The sequence below is a fragment of the Pseudomonas sp. LS-2 genome, from assembly GCF_003605735.1.
In the GTDB taxonomy this organism is placed as follows: Bacteria; Pseudomonadota; Gammaproteobacteria; order Pseudomonadales; family Pseudomonadaceae; genus Aquipseudomonas.
In genome coordinates this window covers 1-17,985 of record NZ_QXTJ01000033.1, presented here as the reverse complement: position 1 = coordinate 17,985, position 17,985 = coordinate 1, and the positions used below count along the sequence as shown (strand labels likewise).

At 61.3% G+C, this 17,985-nt stretch carries 15 protein-coding genes; 12 read left to right on the top strand and 3 right to left on the bottom strand.

Translation table 11 applies throughout. The annotated features are described in order from the left end of the window. Window positions 1-131: 131 nt before the first annotated feature. Window positions 132-785, bottom strand: coding sequence for a peroxiredoxin (locus tag D3M70_RS18285; protein ID WP_120127113.1), 654 nt, complete (start codon window positions 783-785; stop codon window positions 132-134). 463 nt (window positions 786-1,248) lie between these two features. Between D3M70_RS18285 and D3M70_RS18280 the strand changes: the two genes are divergently transcribed. The 6 genes from D3M70_RS18280 (at window position 1,249) to D3M70_RS18255 (ending at window position 9,417) form a co-directional block, all read left to right on the top strand. Next, a complete protein-coding gene (locus D3M70_RS18280; protein ID WP_120127112.1) occupies window positions 1,249-1,950 on the top strand; it encodes a DUF3053 domain-containing protein in 702 nt (233 codons plus the stop codon). Window positions 1,951-2,206: 256 nt separating this feature from the next. Beyond that, entirely contained in the window at window positions 2,207-4,246 is a 2,040-nt protein-coding gene (locus D3M70_RS18275; RefSeq protein WP_120127111.1) for an NADPH-dependent 2,4-dienoyl-CoA reductase, read from the top strand. 112 nt (window positions 4,247-4,358) lie between these two features. Further along, window positions 4,359-5,243, top strand: coding sequence for a 1-aminocyclopropane-1-carboxylate deaminase/D-cysteine desulfhydrase (locus D3M70_RS18270; protein WP_120127110.1), 885 nt, complete (start codon window positions 4,359-4,361; stop codon window positions 5,241-5,243). Between the two features lie 204 nt (window positions 5,244-5,447). Next, window positions 5,448-6,788 (top strand): MFS transporter, encoded by a 1,341-nt coding sequence (locus D3M70_RS18265; RefSeq protein ID WP_120127109.1) that lies wholly within the window; start codon window positions 5,448-5,450, stop codon window positions 6,786-6,788. A gap of 140 nt (window positions 6,789-6,928) precedes the next feature. Then, window positions 6,929-8,134, top strand: coding sequence for an MFS transporter (locus D3M70_RS18260; RefSeq protein ID WP_120127108.1), 1,206 nt, complete (start codon window positions 6,929-6,931; stop codon window positions 8,132-8,134). Next, window positions 8,134-9,417, top strand: coding sequence for an arsenic transporter (locus tag D3M70_RS18255; RefSeq protein ID WP_120127107.1), 1,284 nt, complete (start codon window positions 8,134-8,136; stop codon window positions 9,415-9,417). Before D3M70_RS18260 ends, D3M70_RS18255 begins: the two co-directional genes overlap by 1 nt. A gap of 73 nt (window positions 9,418-9,490) precedes the next feature. Here the strand turns inward: D3M70_RS18255 and D3M70_RS18250 are convergent, their stop codons facing one another. Beyond that, window positions 9,491-10,477: a DUF1853 family protein gene (locus D3M70_RS18250; RefSeq protein ID WP_120127106.1), complete on the bottom strand. Its 987-nt coding sequence runs from the start codon at window positions 10,475-10,477 to the stop codon at window positions 9,491-9,493. A gap of 201 nt (window positions 10,478-10,678) precedes the next feature. Here D3M70_RS18250 and D3M70_RS18245 point away from each other — a divergent pair, with 201 nt between their 5' ends. Genes D3M70_RS18245 through pepN form a run of 6 tightly spaced genes read left to right on the top strand, consistent with a single transcriptional unit; the run spans window position 10,679 to window position 17,236 of the window. Then, window positions 10,679-11,569: an NAD(+) kinase gene (locus tag D3M70_RS18245; RefSeq protein WP_120127105.1), complete on the top strand. Its 891-nt coding sequence runs from the start codon at window positions 10,679-10,681 to the stop codon at window positions 11,567-11,569. Further along, window positions 11,566-12,540, top strand: a complete 975-nt coding sequence (locus tag D3M70_RS18240) for a metallophosphoesterase (protein ID WP_375232999.1) — start codon at window positions 11,566-11,568, stop codon at window positions 12,538-12,540. The genes D3M70_RS18245 and D3M70_RS18240 overlap by 4 nt, the downstream gene beginning before the upstream one ends. Continuing rightward, complete coding sequence (locus D3M70_RS18235) at window positions 12,537-13,409, top strand: rhomboid family intramembrane serine protease (protein WP_120127103.1); 873 nt, start codon at window positions 12,537-12,539, stop codon at window positions 13,407-13,409. The genes D3M70_RS18240 and D3M70_RS18235 overlap by 4 nt, the downstream gene beginning before the upstream one ends. A gap of 29 nt (window positions 13,410-13,438) precedes the next feature. Further along, window positions 13,439-13,699 carry a YeaC family protein gene (locus D3M70_RS18230; protein WP_120127102.1) on the top strand — a complete coding sequence of 87 codons (261 nt, stop codon included), beginning with the start codon at window positions 13,439-13,441 and terminating at the stop codon, window positions 13,697-13,699. Then, complete coding sequence (locus D3M70_RS18225) at window positions 13,696-14,526, top strand: DUF2797 domain-containing protein (protein WP_165869839.1); 831 nt, start codon at window positions 13,696-13,698, stop codon at window positions 14,524-14,526. Before D3M70_RS18230 ends, D3M70_RS18225 begins: the two co-directional genes overlap by 4 nt. A 46-nt stretch (window positions 14,527-14,572) precedes the next feature. Further along, window positions 14,573-17,236, top strand: a complete 2,664-nt coding sequence (pepN, locus tag D3M70_RS18220; RefSeq protein WP_120127101.1) for an aminopeptidase N — start codon at window positions 14,573-14,575, stop codon at window positions 17,234-17,236. A 331-nt stretch (window positions 17,237-17,567) separates the two neighbouring features. Here pepN and queD read toward each other — a convergent pair whose 3' ends face one another. After that, the gene (gene queD / locus D3M70_RS18215) at window positions 17,568-17,924 is read right to left on the bottom strand and encodes a 6-carboxytetrahydropterin synthase QueD (RefSeq protein WP_074755358.1); all 357 of its coding nucleotides are present in this window, start codon (window positions 17,922-17,924) and stop codon (window positions 17,568-17,570) included. Window positions 17,925-17,985 lie beyond the last annotated feature (61 nt).

Sequence of the window (17,985 nt, the reverse complement as noted above, 5' to 3'; positions counted from 1 at the left end):
AAAAGCGGATGCGGAATCAAGAGGCGGGCAGGATACGACAAAACAAGGGTTTAACGATAATTCGGCAGCATGGCACTGGGCATGAAAAACGCCTGCGGCCGAATCGGCGGGGCAGGCGTTTTACACATGGGTTACTTCGGCGCTTTGGCGGTACGCAGGTAAGGCAGTTTGACGTCGATTGCGCCGTACTTCTCACGTGCCTGTTCATCGTTGAGGCTCAGGGCGACGATCACGTCCTGGCCAGCGGCCCAGTTGGCGGGGGTGGCGAGCGGAACGTTGTAGGTCAGTTGCAGCGCATCGAGTGCGCGCAGCACTTCTGCGAAGTTGCGACCCACCGACATAGGGTAGGTCATGGACAGCTTGAGCTTTTTGTCTGGTCCGATGATGAAGACCGAGCGCACGGTCGCGGTATCGTTGGGGGTGCGGCCGTCCGGCAGGTAAGCTTCGGCGGGCAGCATGTCGAACGCTTTGGAGACGTCCAGTTTTTCGTCTGCAATGATCGGGAAGCCGGCCTTGGCACCGGAAAACTTTTCGATGTCGCCTTTCCATTTCTGGTGGGCTTCGACCCCATCGACCGACACGCCGATTACCTTGGTACCGCGCTTTTTCCATTCAGCCGCCAGTTGCGCGACGGCACCGAATTCGGTGGTGCACACCGGGGTGAAGTCCTTAGGGTGCGAAAACAGAATCGCCCAGTCTGATCCAATCCAGTCATGAAATGAGATAGCGCCCTGATCGGTTTCAGCGTTGAAATCAGGAACGAGATCGTTGATGCGCAGAGCCATGACAGTGTCCTCTTGTTGGGGTGCGTGTTAAGTGGGCAACAGCCTAGCTGGAATCGGCGGCGCGCGTCTTATAACCATTGTGAATAGATCAATAGCGGGGAGAGTGCCCTCGGGAGCCGTTGCTGGCTTCTGATCCGGCCCGCAGCGTGTGTGACGCCTGCGTGCTGAGGACCTGCCGCACAGCAGCAAGACGATGGAGACGGTCGCTCGCGAACCTCCCCACCCTCGCGTCGCTGAATGAGGGACAGTCCTCAAAACGGCAAAAAAAACGGATCCAGAGTGAATTTAATGTTCATTAAGCTATCTAGCATCACGCTCAGAGCAGGTTCGCCCCTGCGTGGGCCACACGCTACTGCGCCGGTCAGGCAGCGAACCCAACCCGGACGGCGCCGCTTCACTCATCCGCGCTCGTGTGCAGCATGGGGCCGCCACGGGCTTATTCACTGCCTGGAGATTCACTGACATGAACGTCTCATTTCGCCCTCACTGGTTGCTCGCGCTCGCGCTTCCCCTCGCACTGGCCGCTTGCGGAAGTAGCGAGCCTGACCAGCGCGCCGCATTCAAGCAATTCCTGCAGACCCGCATCGTCGACAAGCCGGGGGTTCATGTGCCCAAACTGACCGCCGATGAATCGAAGTCGTTTGGCGAGTACGCGACTCACTACGCGGTGATCACCGATTTCAACAGCGGCATGGATGCCAGCGTCAAACCCTTGGGCAGTCTTGTCCAGAAGGGCGCCGTGCGCTCGTTGGGCGATGTGGTGTCGCGCCGTGACGATCTCAAGGCGGTGCAAAGCGGTTTGAACGACATGGCCACGCAGCTCAAGGCACAACAGGTCAAGGCCGACAGCGCCCATGCTCAGCTCAAGCAGCCTGAGGACCTGAAAGCGGTTTACGACAGCGCGTATGACCGGACCGTGAGCGTCCCCGCCAATACATTCCTGAGCGTGGTGCCTCAGATCAATAGCACCCTGGACAGCAGTTTGAAGGTGGCCGATTACCTCGACGCGCATAAGGCGCAGATTGAAATCAATGGCCCGGTGGTCAAGGTCCAGGACCCCAAAGTGCAGGCGGAACTGAACGCGCTGTTACAGGACCTGAATGCACAGGCCCGGACCGTCCAGCAAGCGCAGGCGCGCCTGCAAACGGTGATGCTGGGTCGTTGATGCCTTCTCACTGCTGAGTGTTGACGCTGGCCTTGCCCCAAGGCCAGCGTGTTGATCGGCGAAAGCAACGTGTCACCCCTCTCATTCGGTCACCCGCTGAGCACCATGATCATTAACTTGTCACTTTCGGTCATTGAGCGTGACTGAAGGGCTGTTTAATGTCTGCGTCATGAACAGGGCTATCGTTCCAGCCTTGATAAATCGATGAGCGCCACAGAGTGCTCGCGTCCCGTGATGATGCTTGATGGAGTTTCGTATGGCCGCCGCTCACTACCCGCATTTGCTGGCCCCGCTGGATTTGGGATTCACCACGCTGCGCAACCGCACCCTGATGGGTTCCATGCACACGGGCCTCGAGGAGAAGCCGGGTGGCTTCGAACGCATGGCCGCGTATTTCGCCGAGCGTGCGCGCGGCGGGGTCGGCCTGATGGTCACGGGCGGGATTGCACCCAATACCGAAGGCGGTGTGTATTCCGGTGCTGCCAAACTGACCACCGCCGAAGAAGCCGACAACCATCGCGTTGTCACCAAGGCCGTTCACGAAGCGGGCGGCAAGATCTGCATGCAGATCCTTCACGCCGGTCGTTATGCCTATAGCCCCAAGCAGGTGGCGCCGAGTGCGATTCAGGCGCCGATCAATCCGTTCAAGCCCAAGGAGCTGGACGAAGAGGGCATCGAGAAGCAGATTCAGGACTTCGTCACGTGCGCGACCCTGGCCCAGACCGCTGAATACGACGGCGTGGAAATCATGGGCTCGGAAGGCTATTTCATTAACCAGTTCCTCGTCGCCCACACCAACCATCGCACCGACCGCTGGGGCGGCAGCTACGAGAATCGCATGCGTCTGCCGGTGGAAATCGTGCGGCGAGTGCGCGAGGCCGTGGGTGCGAACTTCATCATCATTTATCGCCTGTCGATGCTCGACCTGATCGAGGGCGGCAGCACCTGGGAAGAAGTGGTGCAACTGGCCAAGGCCATCGAACAGGCGGGTGCCACGCTGATCAACACCGGGATCGGCTGGCACGAAGCGCGTATTCCGACCATCGCCACCAAGGTTCCCCGTGCAGCGTTCGCCAAGGTCACGGCGAAGATGCGCGGTTCGGTGTCGATCCCGCTGATCACCACCAACCGTATCAACACGCCGGAAGTGGCCGAGCAGGTCCTGGCTGAAGGCGACGCGGACATGGTGTCCATGGCGCGTCCGTTCCTGGCCGACGCCGATTTCGTCAACAAGGCGGCAGCCGGTCGTGGCGATGAAATCAACACCTGCATCGGCTGCAACCAGGCCTGCCTGGACCACACCTTCGGCGGCAAGCTCACCAGTTGCCTGGTCAACCCGCGCGCCTGTCATGAAACCGAACTCAACTACTTGCCTGTGCAACAGATCAAGAAGATCGCCGTGATCGGTGCCGGGCCTGCGGGGTTGGCAGCGGCCACGGTCGCTGCAGAGCGCGGGCATGAGGTGACGCTGTTCGATTCGGCGAGCGAAATTGGTGGGCAGTTCAACATCGCCAAGCGCATTCCGGGCAAGGAAGAGTTCTTCGAGACGCTGCGTTATTTCGGTCGCAAATTGCAGACCACCGGCGTCGATGTGCGTTTGAACACCCGTGTCTCGGTCGACGATCTGGTAGGCAAGGGTTATGACGAAGTGATTCTGGCGACCGGTATCGCGCCGCGGACTCCGGCGATTCCGGGCGTCGATAATGCCAAGGTGCTGAGCTATCTTGACGTGATTCTCGGGCGCAAACCGGTGGGTAAATCAGTGGCGGTTATCGGCGCCGGCGGCATCGGTTTTGATGTGTCCGAATTCCTCGTGCATCAAGGCGTCGCGACCAGCCTGGACCGTGACGCATTCTGGGAAGAGTGGGGCATCGATGGCGCGCTGTCGGCCCGTGGCGGTGTTGCCGGGATCAAGCCGCACCCACATGCGCCGGCGCGTCAGGTATTCCTGTTGCAGCGCAAGACCTCCAAGGTGGGCGACGGGCTGGGCAAGACCACAGGCTGGATTCACCGCACGGGGTTGAAAAACAAACAGGTGCAGATGCTCAACAGCGTCGAGTACCTGAAGATCGACGATGCCGGTCTGCATATCCGGATTGGCGCCGAGGGCGAAGAGAAACTGCTGCCAGTGGACAACGTGGTGATCTGCGCCGGTCAGGATCCGTTGCGTGAGCTGTACGACGGTTTGCAGGCGGCGGGGCAGAGCGTGCACCTGATCGGCGGCGCGGATGTCGCGGCTGAGCTGGATGCCAAACGCGCGATCAATCAGGGCTCACGCCTGGCAGCGGAGTTGTAGGCCAGGACACCACGATGATTCATCTGTAGCAGCCCGGCCGGGCTGCTACAGGCCCGATTCATCCGTTGGCTGAGTGGTAGACTCGCCGCTTTCTCGTCTTCTGAATCACCAGATGCTGCCTTCAGCCCCGCTGCACCGCCTCGATCTTCCCTGGCTTGAGCAAGCCGACATCGACGTCGCCATCCTGCGTCTGGACCTTATCGATCCGCTGATCAGCGGCAACAAGTGGTTCAAGCTCAAACATCACCTCAGGGCCGCTGAGCACGCCGGGGCCGAAGGCGTAATCAGCCTTGGCGGCGCGCACTCCAATCATCTTCATGCCCTCGCGGCGGCGGGCAGGCGATTCCATTTTTCCACGGTCGGCCTGTTGCGCGGGCATCCTATCGAAACAGCGACGGTGAAGGATCTTCAGGCGTTCGGGATGGAACTGCACTGGCTCGGTTACGCAGGCTATCGGGCGCGGCACGATGCGGATTTCTGGACGCCATGGCGTGAGCGTTATCCACAGCTGTATCCGGTTCCCGAGGGCGGTGGCGGGCTGGACGGGGCGTTGGGCTGTGCCGAGATCGTGAGTCAGGCGCGCAGTCAGCTCGGCAAGGCTGGATGGGACGATTACCACGGCTGGTGGCTGGCCTGCGGTACTGGAACCACTTTGGCCGGCCTGGTGTTGGCCGAGTCGCAAACGCGCAGGTTGTACGGCGCGATGGCTGTGCCTGAAGGGCATGGCGTTGCAGAAAATATTCAGCAAATCCTCGGCTCGGTGAACCCCGAGCGCTACGAACTGATCGCCGCCAGTCGCGGTGGTTTCGCCAGAACCGATCCCGCACTGATGGCGTTCATCGCCGAGTGTGAGGAGCAGAGCGGCGTTCCATTCGAGCCGCTGTACACCGGCAAGGCGTTGCTCGCGCTGCGCCAGGCCATCGAGGCCGGGCGCTTTGCCAAAGGATCGCGGCTGATCTTTGTCCACACCGGCGGGTTGCAGGGCAATCGGCGCTAACCCGGTGCCGTTCAGCTTTTGGGAGCCCTTCGGGCAAAAGCGCTCCTGACCTCACAAGAACCTCGCTGTCCACTGTGTGGCACGAATCCTGCGGATCCGACACCTCCACAGGTCGGTCCTGAGTATGTCGGCGACACTTCTGGAGTGAGGCCGCTCAGGCGCTGTACCGATAATCGGATCTTTATTACGCGCGCCGAGGTTTTTATGACGACTCCAGCCATCGAGCAGGTCGATCCTGCCACTTTGAGAAAAGTCATCGTTGCGGCCGGTATCGGCAATTTTGTCGAATGGTTCGACTTTGCAGTCTATGGCTTTCTCGCCACCACTATCGCTCAGCAGTTCTTCCCCAGCGGCGACGCCAGTGTGGCGCTGCTCAAGACCTTCGCAGTGTTCGCGGTGGCTTTCGCGTTTCGTCCTCTGGGTGGGCTGTTTTTCGGCATGCTGGGCGACAGGATCGGCCGCAAACGCACACTGGCGTTCACCATTCTGCTCATGGCCGGGGCCACCACCATCATTGGCCTGTTGCCGACTTACGCAGCCATCGGGGTGACGGCGCCGATTCTGCTGACGATCATCCGCTGCGCCCAAGGCTTTTCGGCCGGGGGCGAATACGCGGGGGCCTGCGCGTATCTGATGGAGCATGCACCCCGTGGCAAGCGCGCCTGGTATGGCAGTTTCGTGCCGGTGTCGACGTTCGCCGCCTTCGCCGCCGCTGCGATATTCGCTTACGCGCTGGAGGCCTCGTTGTCCGCTGAAGCCATGAGCGGTTGGGGGTGGCGTTTGCCGTTTCTGGTCGCCGCGCCGTTGGGGCTGGTCGGTCTGTACCTGCGCTGGAAGATGGACGAAACCCCCGCGTTTCAGGCGGTGGCCGAAGAGCACGCGGTGGCGCATTCCCCGCTCAAGGAAACCCTTCGCAATCATGGCGGGGCGATCTGCGCACTGGGCGCGTTCATTTCCCTGACCGCGCTGTCCTTCTACATGTTCACCACTTACTTCGCGACCTATCTGCAAGTGGCCGGTGGCTTGAGCCGGGCGACGGCGCTGCTGGTGTCGCTGATCGCGCTGCTGTTCGCGGCGGCGATGTGCCCGGTGGCAGGCGCGTTTTCGGACAAAATAGGGCGTCGGGCCACGGTGATCACGGCCTGTGTCCTGCTGGCGGTGATGGTGTATCCGTCCTTCCTGATGGCCAGTTCCGGCTCGTTCGCAGGTTCGATCATCGGCGTGATGTTGCTGGCCACCGGCGCGGTGTTGTGCAACGTGGTGACGGCGGCTCTGCTGTCGGAAACCTTTCCCACGCGGACCCGTTACACCGCCTCGGCGATCACCTACAACATGGCCTATACGATCTTCGGCGGCACTGCGCCGTTGATGGCGACCTGGCTGATCGGTCTTACCGGCAGCAACCTGGCGCCGGCGTTCTACCTGATCGTGATCGCAGTGCTGGGGTTGGTGGGCGGCCTGGCGTTGCCGGAAACGTCCAAGGTGTCGCTGCATGATGTGGACGGCGCCCTGGCCCGGCGTTCGGCGATGCAGCCCGCGGCATGAGGTGAACGGGCGTGGTGCCTGCGCAACAAAACATGGCACCACTGCCCCAAAAAATGGCACATTGGCGACCCCTGTTGCCGCCGACATTTTTTGCAATGAATTTGCTCGCGGCACATCAACCGTTCGATGGATGAACTCCGATGGCCGTTACCAGCCCTTCGACCGCGACCGCCGCGCCCCCTCAATCCAGCCCGTTGGTGATGCGCATCATCGGCGCCGTGGCGTTGGCGCATCTGATCAACGACCTGATCCAGTCAGTGCTGCCGTCGATCTATCCGATGCTCAAAGCCAACTACGGCCTGACCTTCACTCAAGTCGGACTGATCACGCTGACGTTCCAGATCACGGCATCGCTGCTGCAGCCGTGGGTGGGTTATTACACCGACCGTCATCCCAATCCGTTGGTGCTGCCGGTGGGTTCGATCTGCACCTTGATCGGCGTGTTGATGCTCTCGACCGTGGGCAGCTTTCCGATGATTCTGCTGGCGTCGGCGTTGATCGGCATCGGCTCCTCGACCTTTCACCCTGAAGCATCGCGTATCGCTCGGCTGGCTTCCGGTGGTCGCTTCGGGCTCGCACAATCGACATTTCAGGTGGGCGGCAACAGCGGATCGGCGTTCGGCCCGCTGCTGGCTGCCGCGATCATCATTCCGTTCGGTCAGGGTCACGTCGCCTGGTTCGGACTGTTCGCGCTGTTTTCGGTGGGTCTGTTGTACGCCATCAGCCGTTGGTACAAAGGCCATCTAGCGCTGTTCAAGCTCAAGGCGGGCCATGCGGCGACCCACGGACTGTCCAAAACCCGGGTGATCGTCGCGCTGTCCGTGCTGGCGTTTCTGGTGTTCTCCAAGTTTTTCTACATGACCAGCATCACCAGCTACTTCACGTTTTACCTGATCGAGCGCTTCGATCTGTCGGTGGCGAGTTCGCAACTGCACCTGTTCCTGTTCCTCGGGGCTGTGGCGGCGGGGACCTTCTTCGGTGGGCCGATCGGCGACAAGATCGGCCGCAAGGCGGTGATCTGGTTCTCGATCCTCGGTGCCGCACCGTTCACGCTGGCGCTGCCTTACGCCGATCTGTTCTGGACCAGCGTGCTCAGCGTGATCATCGGTTTCATTCTGGCGTCCGCGTTCTCGGCCATCGTGGTCTATGCGCAAGAACTGGTGCCGGGCAACGTCGGCATGATCGCCGGGATCTTCTTCGGCCTGATGTTCGGCTTCGGCGGGATCGGCGCCGCGCTGTTGGGGCACCTCGCGGACCTTCACGGCATCGTGTATGTCTACACCCTGTGTTCCTTCCTGCCCTTGCTGGGCATTCTGGCCATCCTGCTCCCGAGAACTCACCGCTGATGCTGACCGCCGCCCTTATATTTGTGGTCACTATTACGCTGGTGATCTGGCAACCGAAAGGTCTGGGCGTTGGCTGGAGTGCAACGTTCGGCGCGGTGCTGGCATTGCTTTTCGGCGTGGTGCATCTGGCCGATATTCCCCAGGTGTGGCACATCATCTGGAACGCCACGGGCACGTTCATCGCGTTGATCATCATCAGCCTGTTGCTGGATGAGGCCGGGTTCTTCAACTGGGCCGCGCTGCATGTTGCGCGTTGGGGCAAGGGCCGGGGGCGCTGGCTGTTCGCGTTCATCGTGCTGCTCGGGGCGCTGGTATCGGCGCTGTTCGCCAACGATGGCGCAGCGTTGATTCTGACCCCTATCGTCATGTCGATGCTGCTGGCGCTGCGCTTCTCGCCTGCGACCACCCTGGCGTTCGTCATGGCCGCAGGCTTCATCGCCGACACCGCGAGCCTGCCGCTGGTGGTGTCGAATCTGGTCAACATCGTCTCCGCCGACTATTTCGGCATCGGCTTCAATCGCTATGCCTCGGTGATGGTGCCGGTCAATCTGGTGAGCGTAGCCGCGACGCTGGCGGTGTTGATGCTGTTCTTCCGCCGTGACATCCCGAAAACGTTCGATGCCACGCAACTGGCCGAGCCAGGATCGGCCATTCACGACCGGGCCACCTTCATCGCTGGCTGGTGGGTGTTGGGCATTCTGCTGCTGGGCTGCTTCGCGCTGGAACCACTGGGGATTCCAATCAGCGCGATCTCGGCAGTCTGCGCGGCGATCCTGTTGGGCATCGCTGCCAGGGGGCACAGGATTTCCACGCGCAAGGTCATGAAAGAGGCGCCGTGGCAGATCGTTATTTTCTCGCTGGGCATGTACCTGGTGGTTTACGGGTTGCGCAACGAGGGCCTGACGACGTATCTGGCAGGATGGCTGAACCGGTTTGCCGAGCACGGTGTGTGGGGCGCGGCGATGGGGACGGGCGTGCTCACGGCGTTGCTGTCTTCGGTGATGAACAACCTGCCGACCGTGCTGATCGGGTTGCTGTCCATCGACGCCAGTCAGGCACACGGCCCGCTTCAAGAGGCGATGATCTACGCCAACGTCATCGGCAGCGATCTGGGGCCGAAAATCACCCCCATCGGCAGCCTGGCGACGTTGCTCTGGCTGCATGTTCTGGCGCGCAAGGGCGTGAGTATCGGCTGGGGGTATTACTTCCGGGTCGGGATCGTGCTGACCCTGCCGGTGTTGTTGATTACGCTGGCGGCACTGGTGCTGCGGTTGAGTGTGTAACCCGTGACAACCCGTTCCCGGTAGTTGCCGGCGGTTGCGATCTTGAGGGCGTCACCGCCGGCAAGCCGGACTGCTACAACGGTAAGGGTGTGCCGGAGGGCCTGGCCTCTGTCCTCACGTCGGGGTCGGACGAGACCGGCCACACATCCGAGACGAGAAACAACCGCTCGGCTTCTTCCCAGTGCCCTCCGGGCGTTTCGCTCAGGCGAACGACCAGCTGCGCGTTAGCCATTGGGTCGAGTGCGCTGAGCCAGTCATTGAATTGCGCGATACTCCATGCCTCGTCATCGCGGGCCGGGGCGAGCCAGGCGTGACGCGGGAGTGATTGCCAGCGCGCCTGCGGATGTTGCGCGGCGAACGCGGGCCAATCCTTTTGATGCAGCCAGTGTCCGCGCAGATGTTCACGATGAGCGCCCTTCGGTGGTGTCGATGCACCGGGCCAGGGATAGAACAGGTAGCCGCCCAGCCACAGCGCTGCGCTGAACGATTCAATGCCCAGAGCGGCCAGTGCCTGACGGCTTTCCTGTCGCGCCGACATCGGTAACTGATGCTGGTTGAGATGCGCCAGTTTCAAGCCCAGCCGGTCGTGACTGCCAGGTCCCAGCCAGCTCGACGGATCCTGCCCATCGGCATCCTGAGGTCCCAGATACAGCTTCATTGCCAGCTCGACGTGATGGACCCCTTGGCGGTCTCGCAGCAGCATGTCCAGCTCGCCCAAGGTGTGGCCGCCGACGCGGATCGGCAGATTGGCGGCGATCATCTCCACCCCCGGCGCGTGCTCAATCGCGAACTGCCAGAGGCGCTCGTAATAAAGACCCAGACGGCGGATCGAGCTTTTCGACAACCAGAGGAGCAGGGCGCTCGCATCCTGGTCCAGCGTTCTCAGGAAAGTCGCCAGTGCCTCGGGACGCTCCACCCAGTCGCTGCCACTCAACGGATGGCGCTGCGGCCAGTTGGTGACCGCCAGCATCGGCGGCGACAGGATGACCCACGCCAGATCGCGCACGTGTGGCGTGCGCAAGTCGTGAATCAGGTCAGACAGGGTCGGGAACGGGTTCATCCGGGGAGAATAGCGCCAGTTCCGTCCCATCACACAATCCCCAGTAACCGTCCGGCTCGCCGGCGCAGGCATTTTCAAGGACGCCCACGCCGGCAAGCCTTGCTGCTACAGACACCCCCGCACGCCAAGGCATCATTTGCCGCTACCGACCCCTTCGCCCATAATCGCCTTCTTTACACGTATCGACCCTGCGGGAGCCCCATGGAGCAATTTCGTAATATCGGCATCATTGGTCGCCTGGGCAGTTCCCAAGTGCTCGAGACCGTCCGCCGACTCAAGAAATTCCTGGTATCGCGGCACCTGCATGTGATCCTCGAAGACGCCATCGCCGAGGTGCTTCCCGGTCACGGCATGCAGACTTCCTCGCGCAAGATGCTCGGCGAAGTCTGCGACATGGTCATCGTTGTCGGCGGCGACGGCAGCCTGCTCGGCGCGGCCCGTGCACTGGCCAAGCACAACGTTCCGGTGCTGGGCATCAACCGCGGCAGCCTGGGCTTTCTGACCGACATTCGCCCGGACGAGCTGGAAGTGAAGGTCGCCGAGGTGCTGGACGGCCACTACCTGGTGGAAAACCGCTTCCTGCTGCAGGCAGAAGTCCGTCGTCACGGCGAAGCCATCGGCCAGGGCGATGCCCTCAACGACGTGGTGCTGCACCCCGGCAAGTCCACGCGCATGATCGAATTCGAAATCTACATCGACGGCCAGTTCGTCTGTAGCCAGAAGGCCGACGGCCTGATTGTCGCCACCCCGACCGGTTCCACCGCCTACGCGCTGTCGGCGGGCGGCCCGATCATGCACCCGAAACTGGACGCCATCGTCATCGTGCCGATGTACCCGCACACGCTGTCTGGCCGGCCAATTGTCGTCGACGGCAACAGTGAGCTGAAAATCGTTGTCTCAAAGGACATGACGATTTATCCACAGGTCTCCTGCGATGGACAGAACCACTTCACCTGCGCACCGGGTGACACCGTGACCGTGAAAAAGAAACCCCAGAAGCTGCGACTCATTCACCCGCTCGATCACAACTACTACGAAGTCTGCCGGACCAAACTCGGTTGGGGCAGTCGGCTTGGCGGCGGGGGCGACTGATGCTCGATCCCGCGCGTAGCTACGATCTGATCGGTGACGTGCATGGATGTGCCCAGACTCTTGAGCACTTGCTCGACACTCTTGGTTATCGCTTTCAGGCGGGCGTCTGGCGCCACCCTGAACGCATCGCTCTGTTCCTGGGCGACATCATCGACCGCGGCCCGCGCATTCGCGAGGCGCTGCATATCGTTCACGACATGGTCGTGGCCGGCCAGGCGTTCTGCATCATGGGCAACCATGAATTCAATGCCCTGGGCTGGAGCACGCCCGCGCCCCCGGAAAGCGGCAAGCAGTTCGTGCGCGAACACACGCCGCGTCACGCCCGCCTGCTGGGCGAGACCCTGGCGCAGTTCGAACAGCATCCCGCCGACTGGAAAGACTTCCTCGACTGGTTCTACGAACTGCCGCTGTTCATCGACGCCGAACGTTTCCGACTGGTTCATGCCTGTTGGGACACCAGCCTGATCGAGCCGCTGCGCAGCGCCCATGGCGATGGCCGGATCGACCAGCATTTCGTCCAGGCCTCCGCCGTGCCGGGCAGTTTCGCCAGCGCGGTGTTCGACCGTCTCCTGCGCGGCACCGACATGCGTTTGCCCCACGGCATGACCCTGACCGGTGGCGACGGCCTGACACGGGCGTCCTTTCGCACCAAGTTCTGGGAAGACGACCCGCAGACCTACGGCGACGTGGTGTTCCAGCCCGACGCATTGCCGGAGCCGGTGGCCAAGCGGCCGCTCTCCGACAGCGAGAAAAGCGCTCTGCTGCGCTATGGCGCCGACGAGCCGTTGTTGTTTGTCGGCCACTACTGGCGCAGCGGCGTTCCCGCGCCGATTCGCCCGAACCTCGCCTGTCTGGATTACAGCGCTGTGTTGTACGGCAAGCTGGTGGCCTACCGTCTGGATCAGGAAACTCGAATAGACCCCGGCAAGTTCGTCTGGGTCGATGTCACGCGGCCGGAGACTGCCCAATGAATCCGGTTGCCGTATTACGCCTGCCGCTGAACACCGATCTGAGCGGCTTCGTCGATTTGCTGCGTCGCCTGAACGTGCCCCATCGGGTCAGCGAAGAGGCCGGCGAGCAAGTGCTCTGGGTGCCGGATGCGCCGCAACTGGCCGACGACATCCGCCAGCTCTACCAGCAATACCCCCAGGGCGACCCCACCGCTCAGTTGCCGCCCGGCCGCGAAGTGGTGGCGCTGACCCGCCCAAGTCCGCTGGTGCAGGTGCGCAGCAGTCCGGTCACCAGCATCATTTTGCTGCTGTGTCTGATCGTCGCGGGCGTGACCTTGCTCGGTGATAACTACGAGGCCCTGAGCTGGCTGACCTTCAACGATTTCCGCGTCAGCGGCGATTACGTCATGTTCACCCCGGTCGAGGCGTCGCTGGCGGCGGGGCAGTGGTGGCGAGTGGTCTCGCCGATGCTGATTCACTTCGGTGTGCTGCATCTGGTCATGAACGCCCTGTGGTTCTGGGAGCTCGGCCGACGGATCGAAATGCGCCAGGGCAGCCTGCAACTGCTGGGCCTGACGCTGGCGTTCAGCGCGTTTTCCAACTACGGCCAGTATTTCTGGAGCGGTCCGAGCCTGTTCGGGGGGCTGTCCGGGGTGCTGTATGCCTTGCTCGGTCACTGCTGGATCTTTCAAATGCTGGCCCCCAACCCCATCTATCGTCTGCCGCGTGGCGTACTGGTGATGATGCTGGTCTGGCTGGTGCTGTGCATGTCCGGGCTGATCAGCCTGCTGGGCTTTGGCGAAATCGCCAACGGGGCTCATGTCGGCGGACTGATCATCGGTTGTGCAACAGGTCTTGTGGGCGGTGCATTAGCGCGCCGTAAACATTAAAATTGCCCGCTTAATTCTGGGAGAGCCCCATGTCCTCATTTGTTGAAATGATCGAAAACATCACCCCGGACATCTACGACAGCCTGAAACTGGCCGTGGAAATCGGCAAGTGGTCCGATGGCCGCAAGTTGACGCAGGAGCAACGCGAGCTGTCGTTGCAGGCACTGATCGCCTGGGAAGTGCGCAACGTGCCCGAAGACCAACGCATTGGCTACATGGGTCCGCAGGAGTGTGCTTCGAAGTCGGCTCCAGTGCCGAACATCCTGTTCAAGTCGGATGCCATCCATTGATCGAGATTGGTCGCGGCTCCGTCAACAAAATGTCCGCACGGCTCGACGCCACGCGGGTTGAATACGCTTTTCGTCTGGGTGACGCGGAAATTCCGGTCAACCCGCTGATCGGCAAGACCGTGCGCCTGGAGTACCTGGGCGCCATCCATTGCAGCCATTGCGGCCGTCGGACCAAGACCAGTTTCAGCCAGGGCTATTGCTACCCGTGCATGCAGAAGCTGGCCCAGTGCGACCTGTGCATCATGAGCCCGGAAAAGTGCCATCACGAACACGGCACCTGCCGCGATCCGTCGTGGGGCGAGCAGTTCTGCATGACCGACCACATTGTCTATCTCGCCAACTCGTCAGGCGTGAAGGTCGGAATCACACGCGCCACTCAGTTGCCCACGCGCTGGCTGGATCAGGGTGCGAGCCAGGCGCTGCCCATCGTGCGCGTCGCTACGCGTCAACAGTCGGGCTTCGTCGAAGACCTGTTCCGCAGCCAGGTCGCCGACCGCACCAACTGGCGCGCGCTGCTAAAAGGCGATGCGCCAGCGGTTGACCTGGCGGCCATTCGTCAGCAATTGTTCGAGTCCTGCGCCGAAGGTCTGGCCGGACTGCAGGCGCGCTTCGGTCTGCAGGCGGTCCAGTTGCTGAACGACGTCGCGCCCATCGAGATTCAGTACCCGGTCGAGGCGTACCCGTCCAAGATCGTCAGCTTCAATCTGGACAAGGACCCCATCGCCGAAGGCACGCTGTTGGGCATCAAGGGTCAGTATCTGATCTTCGACACCGGCGTGATCAACATCCGCAAATACACGGCGTATCAGCTCGCCGTGCATCAGTAGCCGTGTATTGGTAGCTATGTATTAGCAAACGAATAAGGACAGAATCATGCGCACCGAACAGCCGAAAATGATTTACCTGAAGGATTATCAGGCGCCTGAGTACCTCATCGACGAGACGCACCTGACATTCGAATTGTTCGACGACCACTCGCTGGTCCACGCGCAGTTGGTGATGCGCCGCAATCCTGCGCGCGGTGCGGGATTGCCGCCGCTGGTGCTCGACGGCCAATTGCTGGAGCTGTTGTCGGTCAAGCTGGCGGATGTCGACCTGACCTCCAGCGATTACGAGCTGACCCCGGACAGCCTCACTGTTCAACCCACGTCCGAAACCTTCACCCTGGACACCAGCGTGAAGATCCACCCGGAAACCAACACCGCGCTGGAAGGCCTGTACAAATCCAGCGGCATGTTCTGCACCCAGTGCGAGGCCGAAGGCTTCCGCAAGATCACCTATTACCTCGACCGCCCGGACGTGATGAGCACGTTCACCACCACGGTGATCGCCAGCAAGCAGGACTTCCCGATCCTGCTGTCCAACGGCAATCCGATTGAAGCGGGTCCTTCTGAAAACGGTCGCCACTGGATCACTTGGGAAGACCCGTTCAAGAAGCCTGCCTACCTGTTCGCGCTGGTGGCCGGTGACCTGTGGTGCATCGAAGACACCTTCGTCACCATGACCGAGCGCAAGGTGACGCTGCGCATTTATGTCGAGCAGGAAAACATCGACAAATGCCAGCACGCCATGGACAGCCTGAAGAAATCCATGCGCTGGGACGAAGAGGTCTACGGCCGCGAATACGACCTGGACATCTTCATGATCGTGGCGGTCAACGATTTCAACATGGGCGCCATGGAGAACAAGGGCCTCAACATCTTCAACTCCAGCGCCGTACTGGCCCGCGCCGAAACCGCAACCGACGCCGCTCACCAGCGGGTTGAAGCCATCGTCGCTCATGAGTATTTTCACAACTGGTCGGGCAACCGCGTAACCTGCCGCGACTGGTTCCAGCTGTCGCTCAAGGAAGGCTTCACCGTTTTCCGCGACGCCGGTTTCTCCTCGGACATGAACTCGGCCACGGTCAAGCGCATCCAGGACGTCGCCTACCTGCGCACTCACCAGTTCGCCGAAGACGCCGGCCCCATGGCCCATGCCGTACGCCCGGACAGCTTCATCGAGATTTCCAACTTCTACACCCTCACCGTGTACGAAAAGGGCTCGGAAGTCGTCGGCATGATCCACACCCTGCTGGGCGCAGACGGTTTCCGTAAGGGCAGTGACCTGTACTTCGAACGCCATGACGGCCAGGCCGTGACCTGCGACGACTTCGTCAAGGCCATGGAAGATGCCAACGGTGTCGACCTGACCCAGTTCAAGCGCTGGTACTCTCAGGCGGGTACGCCACGTCTGGCGGTGACCGAGTCCTACGACGCCGCAGCGAAAACCTACACCCTGACTTTCCGCCAGACCGCGCCGACCACGCCAGGTCAGCCGGGCGAAGAGAAAAAGCCGTTCGTGATCCCGGTGTCGCTGGGCCTGCTGGACAAGCAAGGCAAGGAAATTCCTCTGCGCCTGCAAGGCGAATCCGCAGCAATCGGCACCTCTCGCGTGATTTCGGTCACCGAAGCCGCGCACAGCTTCACCTTCGTCGATGTGGCCGAACAGCCGTTGCCCTCGCTGCTGCGTGGCTTCTCCGCGCCCGTGAAACTGAGCTTCCCGTACAACCGCGATCAACTGATGTTCCTGATGCAGCACGACACCGACGGCTTCAACCGGTGGGATGCCGGTCAGCAACTGTCGGTTCAGGTGTTGCAGGAGCTGATCGCTCAGCATCAGAAGGGTGAGAAACTGGTCATGGATCAACGTCTGGTCACCGCGCTGGGTACGGTGCTGGGCGACGAAAGTCTGGATCAGGCCATGGTCGCCGAAATGCTGTCCCTGCCGGGCGAGGCTTACCTCACCGAGATCAGCGAAGTGGCGGACGTCGACGCCATCCACGCAGCCCGCGAATTTGCTCGTCAGCAACTGGCGAACAGCTTGAGCGATGCACTGTGGAAGCGTTATCAGACCAACCGCGAGCTGTCGAAGAAGACCGCTTACGTGGCCGAGTCCGAGCACTTCGCCCGTCGCGCGCTGCAGAACATCGCATTGTCCTACCTGATGCTTACCCAGAAGCCGGAAGTGCTGGCCGCCGCCATCGAGCAGTTCGATGCCGCTGACAACATGACCGAGCGCCTGACCGCGCTGGCGGTGTTGGTCAACTCGCCTTTCGAGGACGAGAAAGCCAAGGCGCTGGCGGTGTTCGCCGAGAACTTCAAAGACAACGCCCTGGTCATGGATCAATGGTTCAGCGTTCAGGCGGGCAGCACCTTGCCCGGCGGTCTCGAACGTGTGAAAGCGCTGATGCAGCATCCGGCCTTCACCCTGAAAAACCCGAACAAGGTTCGCGCCTTGATCGGTGCCTTCGCCGGGCAGAACCTGATCAACTTCCACGCGGCGGACGGCTCGGGCTATCGCTTCCTGGCCGATCTGGTGATCGAACTGAATGGCTTCAACCCGCAGATCGCCTCGCGTCAACTGGCACCGCTGACCCGCTGGCGCAAATACGACGACAAGCGTCAGGCGCTCATGAAAGGCGAACTGGAGCGCATCCGCGCCTCCGGCCAGCTGTCGCCGGACGTGTATGAAGTGGTGAGCAAAAGCCTGGCGTAAATCACTCAGGCGGTTGAGTGAAGGGCTGTCCGTGAGAGCGGATGGCCCTTTTTTCCCTACCGCGCCTTCGGCCAGAAACGGTTCGCAGTAACAGCCAGCATTTCCTGCGCGATTCCCATTCCCCCTCCACCAGTCCGGCCGGACAGGGAGCCGAAACCCTTGGCTGCCGGTAGAAAAAAAGAGCGGGGTTATCAAGTAACTCGCCGAAGGCGAAACAGTTCGGCCGTTAGGCCGGATGATTCTCAAGGCCCACGCCGAGATCGGATAAGCACTCAACCCCAGCCACAAAAAAACCACCCGAAGGTGGTTTCTTGTCCATCCGCGCAACCCATCAATCACCGCGATAAACGCAGCCACTGGTGCAGGTCTCGTGAATGCGAATCGCCGACAGCTCAGGCAGCAGCGGCTTCAGTTCATTCCAGATCCACTTGACCAGCACTTCACTGGTCGGGTTTTCCAGACCGGGGATGTCATTGAGGTAGTTGTGATCCAGACGCTCGTAGAGCGGCTTGAAAATGGTCTTGATCTCGGAGAAGTCACGGATCCAGCCGGTGTGCGGATCTGGTTCGCCCTGTAGGTAAATGGCGACCCGGAAGGAGTGGCCATGCAAACGGCCGCATTTGTGACCTTCCGGAACGTGAGGAAGGCGATGGGCCGATTCGAAGGTAAATTCTTTGAAGATTTCCAATTTAAGACCTGTATGGCTGGTAAACCGGGGCCTACATAAAAAGCCCCGTATTCAGTGTACT

Excerpts from the sequence above, each read along its gene's own strand:
- D3M70_RS18285 (WP_120127113.1), bottom strand. The coding sequence starts at position 785 with ATGGCTCTGCGCATCAACGATCTCGTTCCTGATTTCAACGCTGAAACC.
- D3M70_RS18280 (WP_120127112.1), top strand. The coding sequence starts at position 1,249 with ATGAACGTCTCATTTCGCCCTCACTGGTTGCTCGCGCTCGCGCTTCCC.
- D3M70_RS18275 (WP_120127111.1), top strand. The coding sequence starts at position 2,207 with ATGGCCGCCGCTCACTACCCGCATTTGCTGGCCCCGCTGGATTTGGGA.
- D3M70_RS18270 (WP_120127110.1), top strand. The coding sequence starts at position 4,359 with ATGCTGCCTTCAGCCCCGCTGCACCGCCTCGATCTTCCCTGGCTTGAG.
- D3M70_RS18265 (WP_120127109.1), top strand. The coding sequence starts at position 5,448 with ATGACGACTCCAGCCATCGAGCAGGTCGATCCTGCCACTTTGAGAAAA.
- D3M70_RS18260 (WP_120127108.1), top strand. The coding sequence starts at position 6,929 with ATGGCCGTTACCAGCCCTTCGACCGCGACCGCCGCGCCCCCTCAATCC.
- D3M70_RS18255 (WP_120127107.1), top strand. The coding sequence starts at position 8,134 with ATGCTGACCGCCGCCCTTATATTTGTGGTCACTATTACGCTGGTGATC.
- D3M70_RS18250 (WP_120127106.1), bottom strand. The coding sequence starts at position 10,477 with ATGAACCCGTTCCCGACCCTGTCTGACCTGATTCACGACTTGCGCACG.
- D3M70_RS18245 (WP_120127105.1), top strand. The coding sequence starts at position 10,679 with ATGGAGCAATTTCGTAATATCGGCATCATTGGTCGCCTGGGCAGTTCC.
- D3M70_RS18235 (WP_120127103.1), top strand. The coding sequence starts at position 12,537 with ATGAATCCGGTTGCCGTATTACGCCTGCCGCTGAACACCGATCTGAGC.
- D3M70_RS18230 (WP_120127102.1), top strand. The coding sequence starts at position 13,439 with ATGTCCTCATTTGTTGAAATGATCGAAAACATCACCCCGGACATCTAC.
- pepN (WP_120127101.1), top strand. The coding sequence starts at position 14,573 with ATGCGCACCGAACAGCCGAAAATGATTTACCTGAAGGATTATCAGGCG.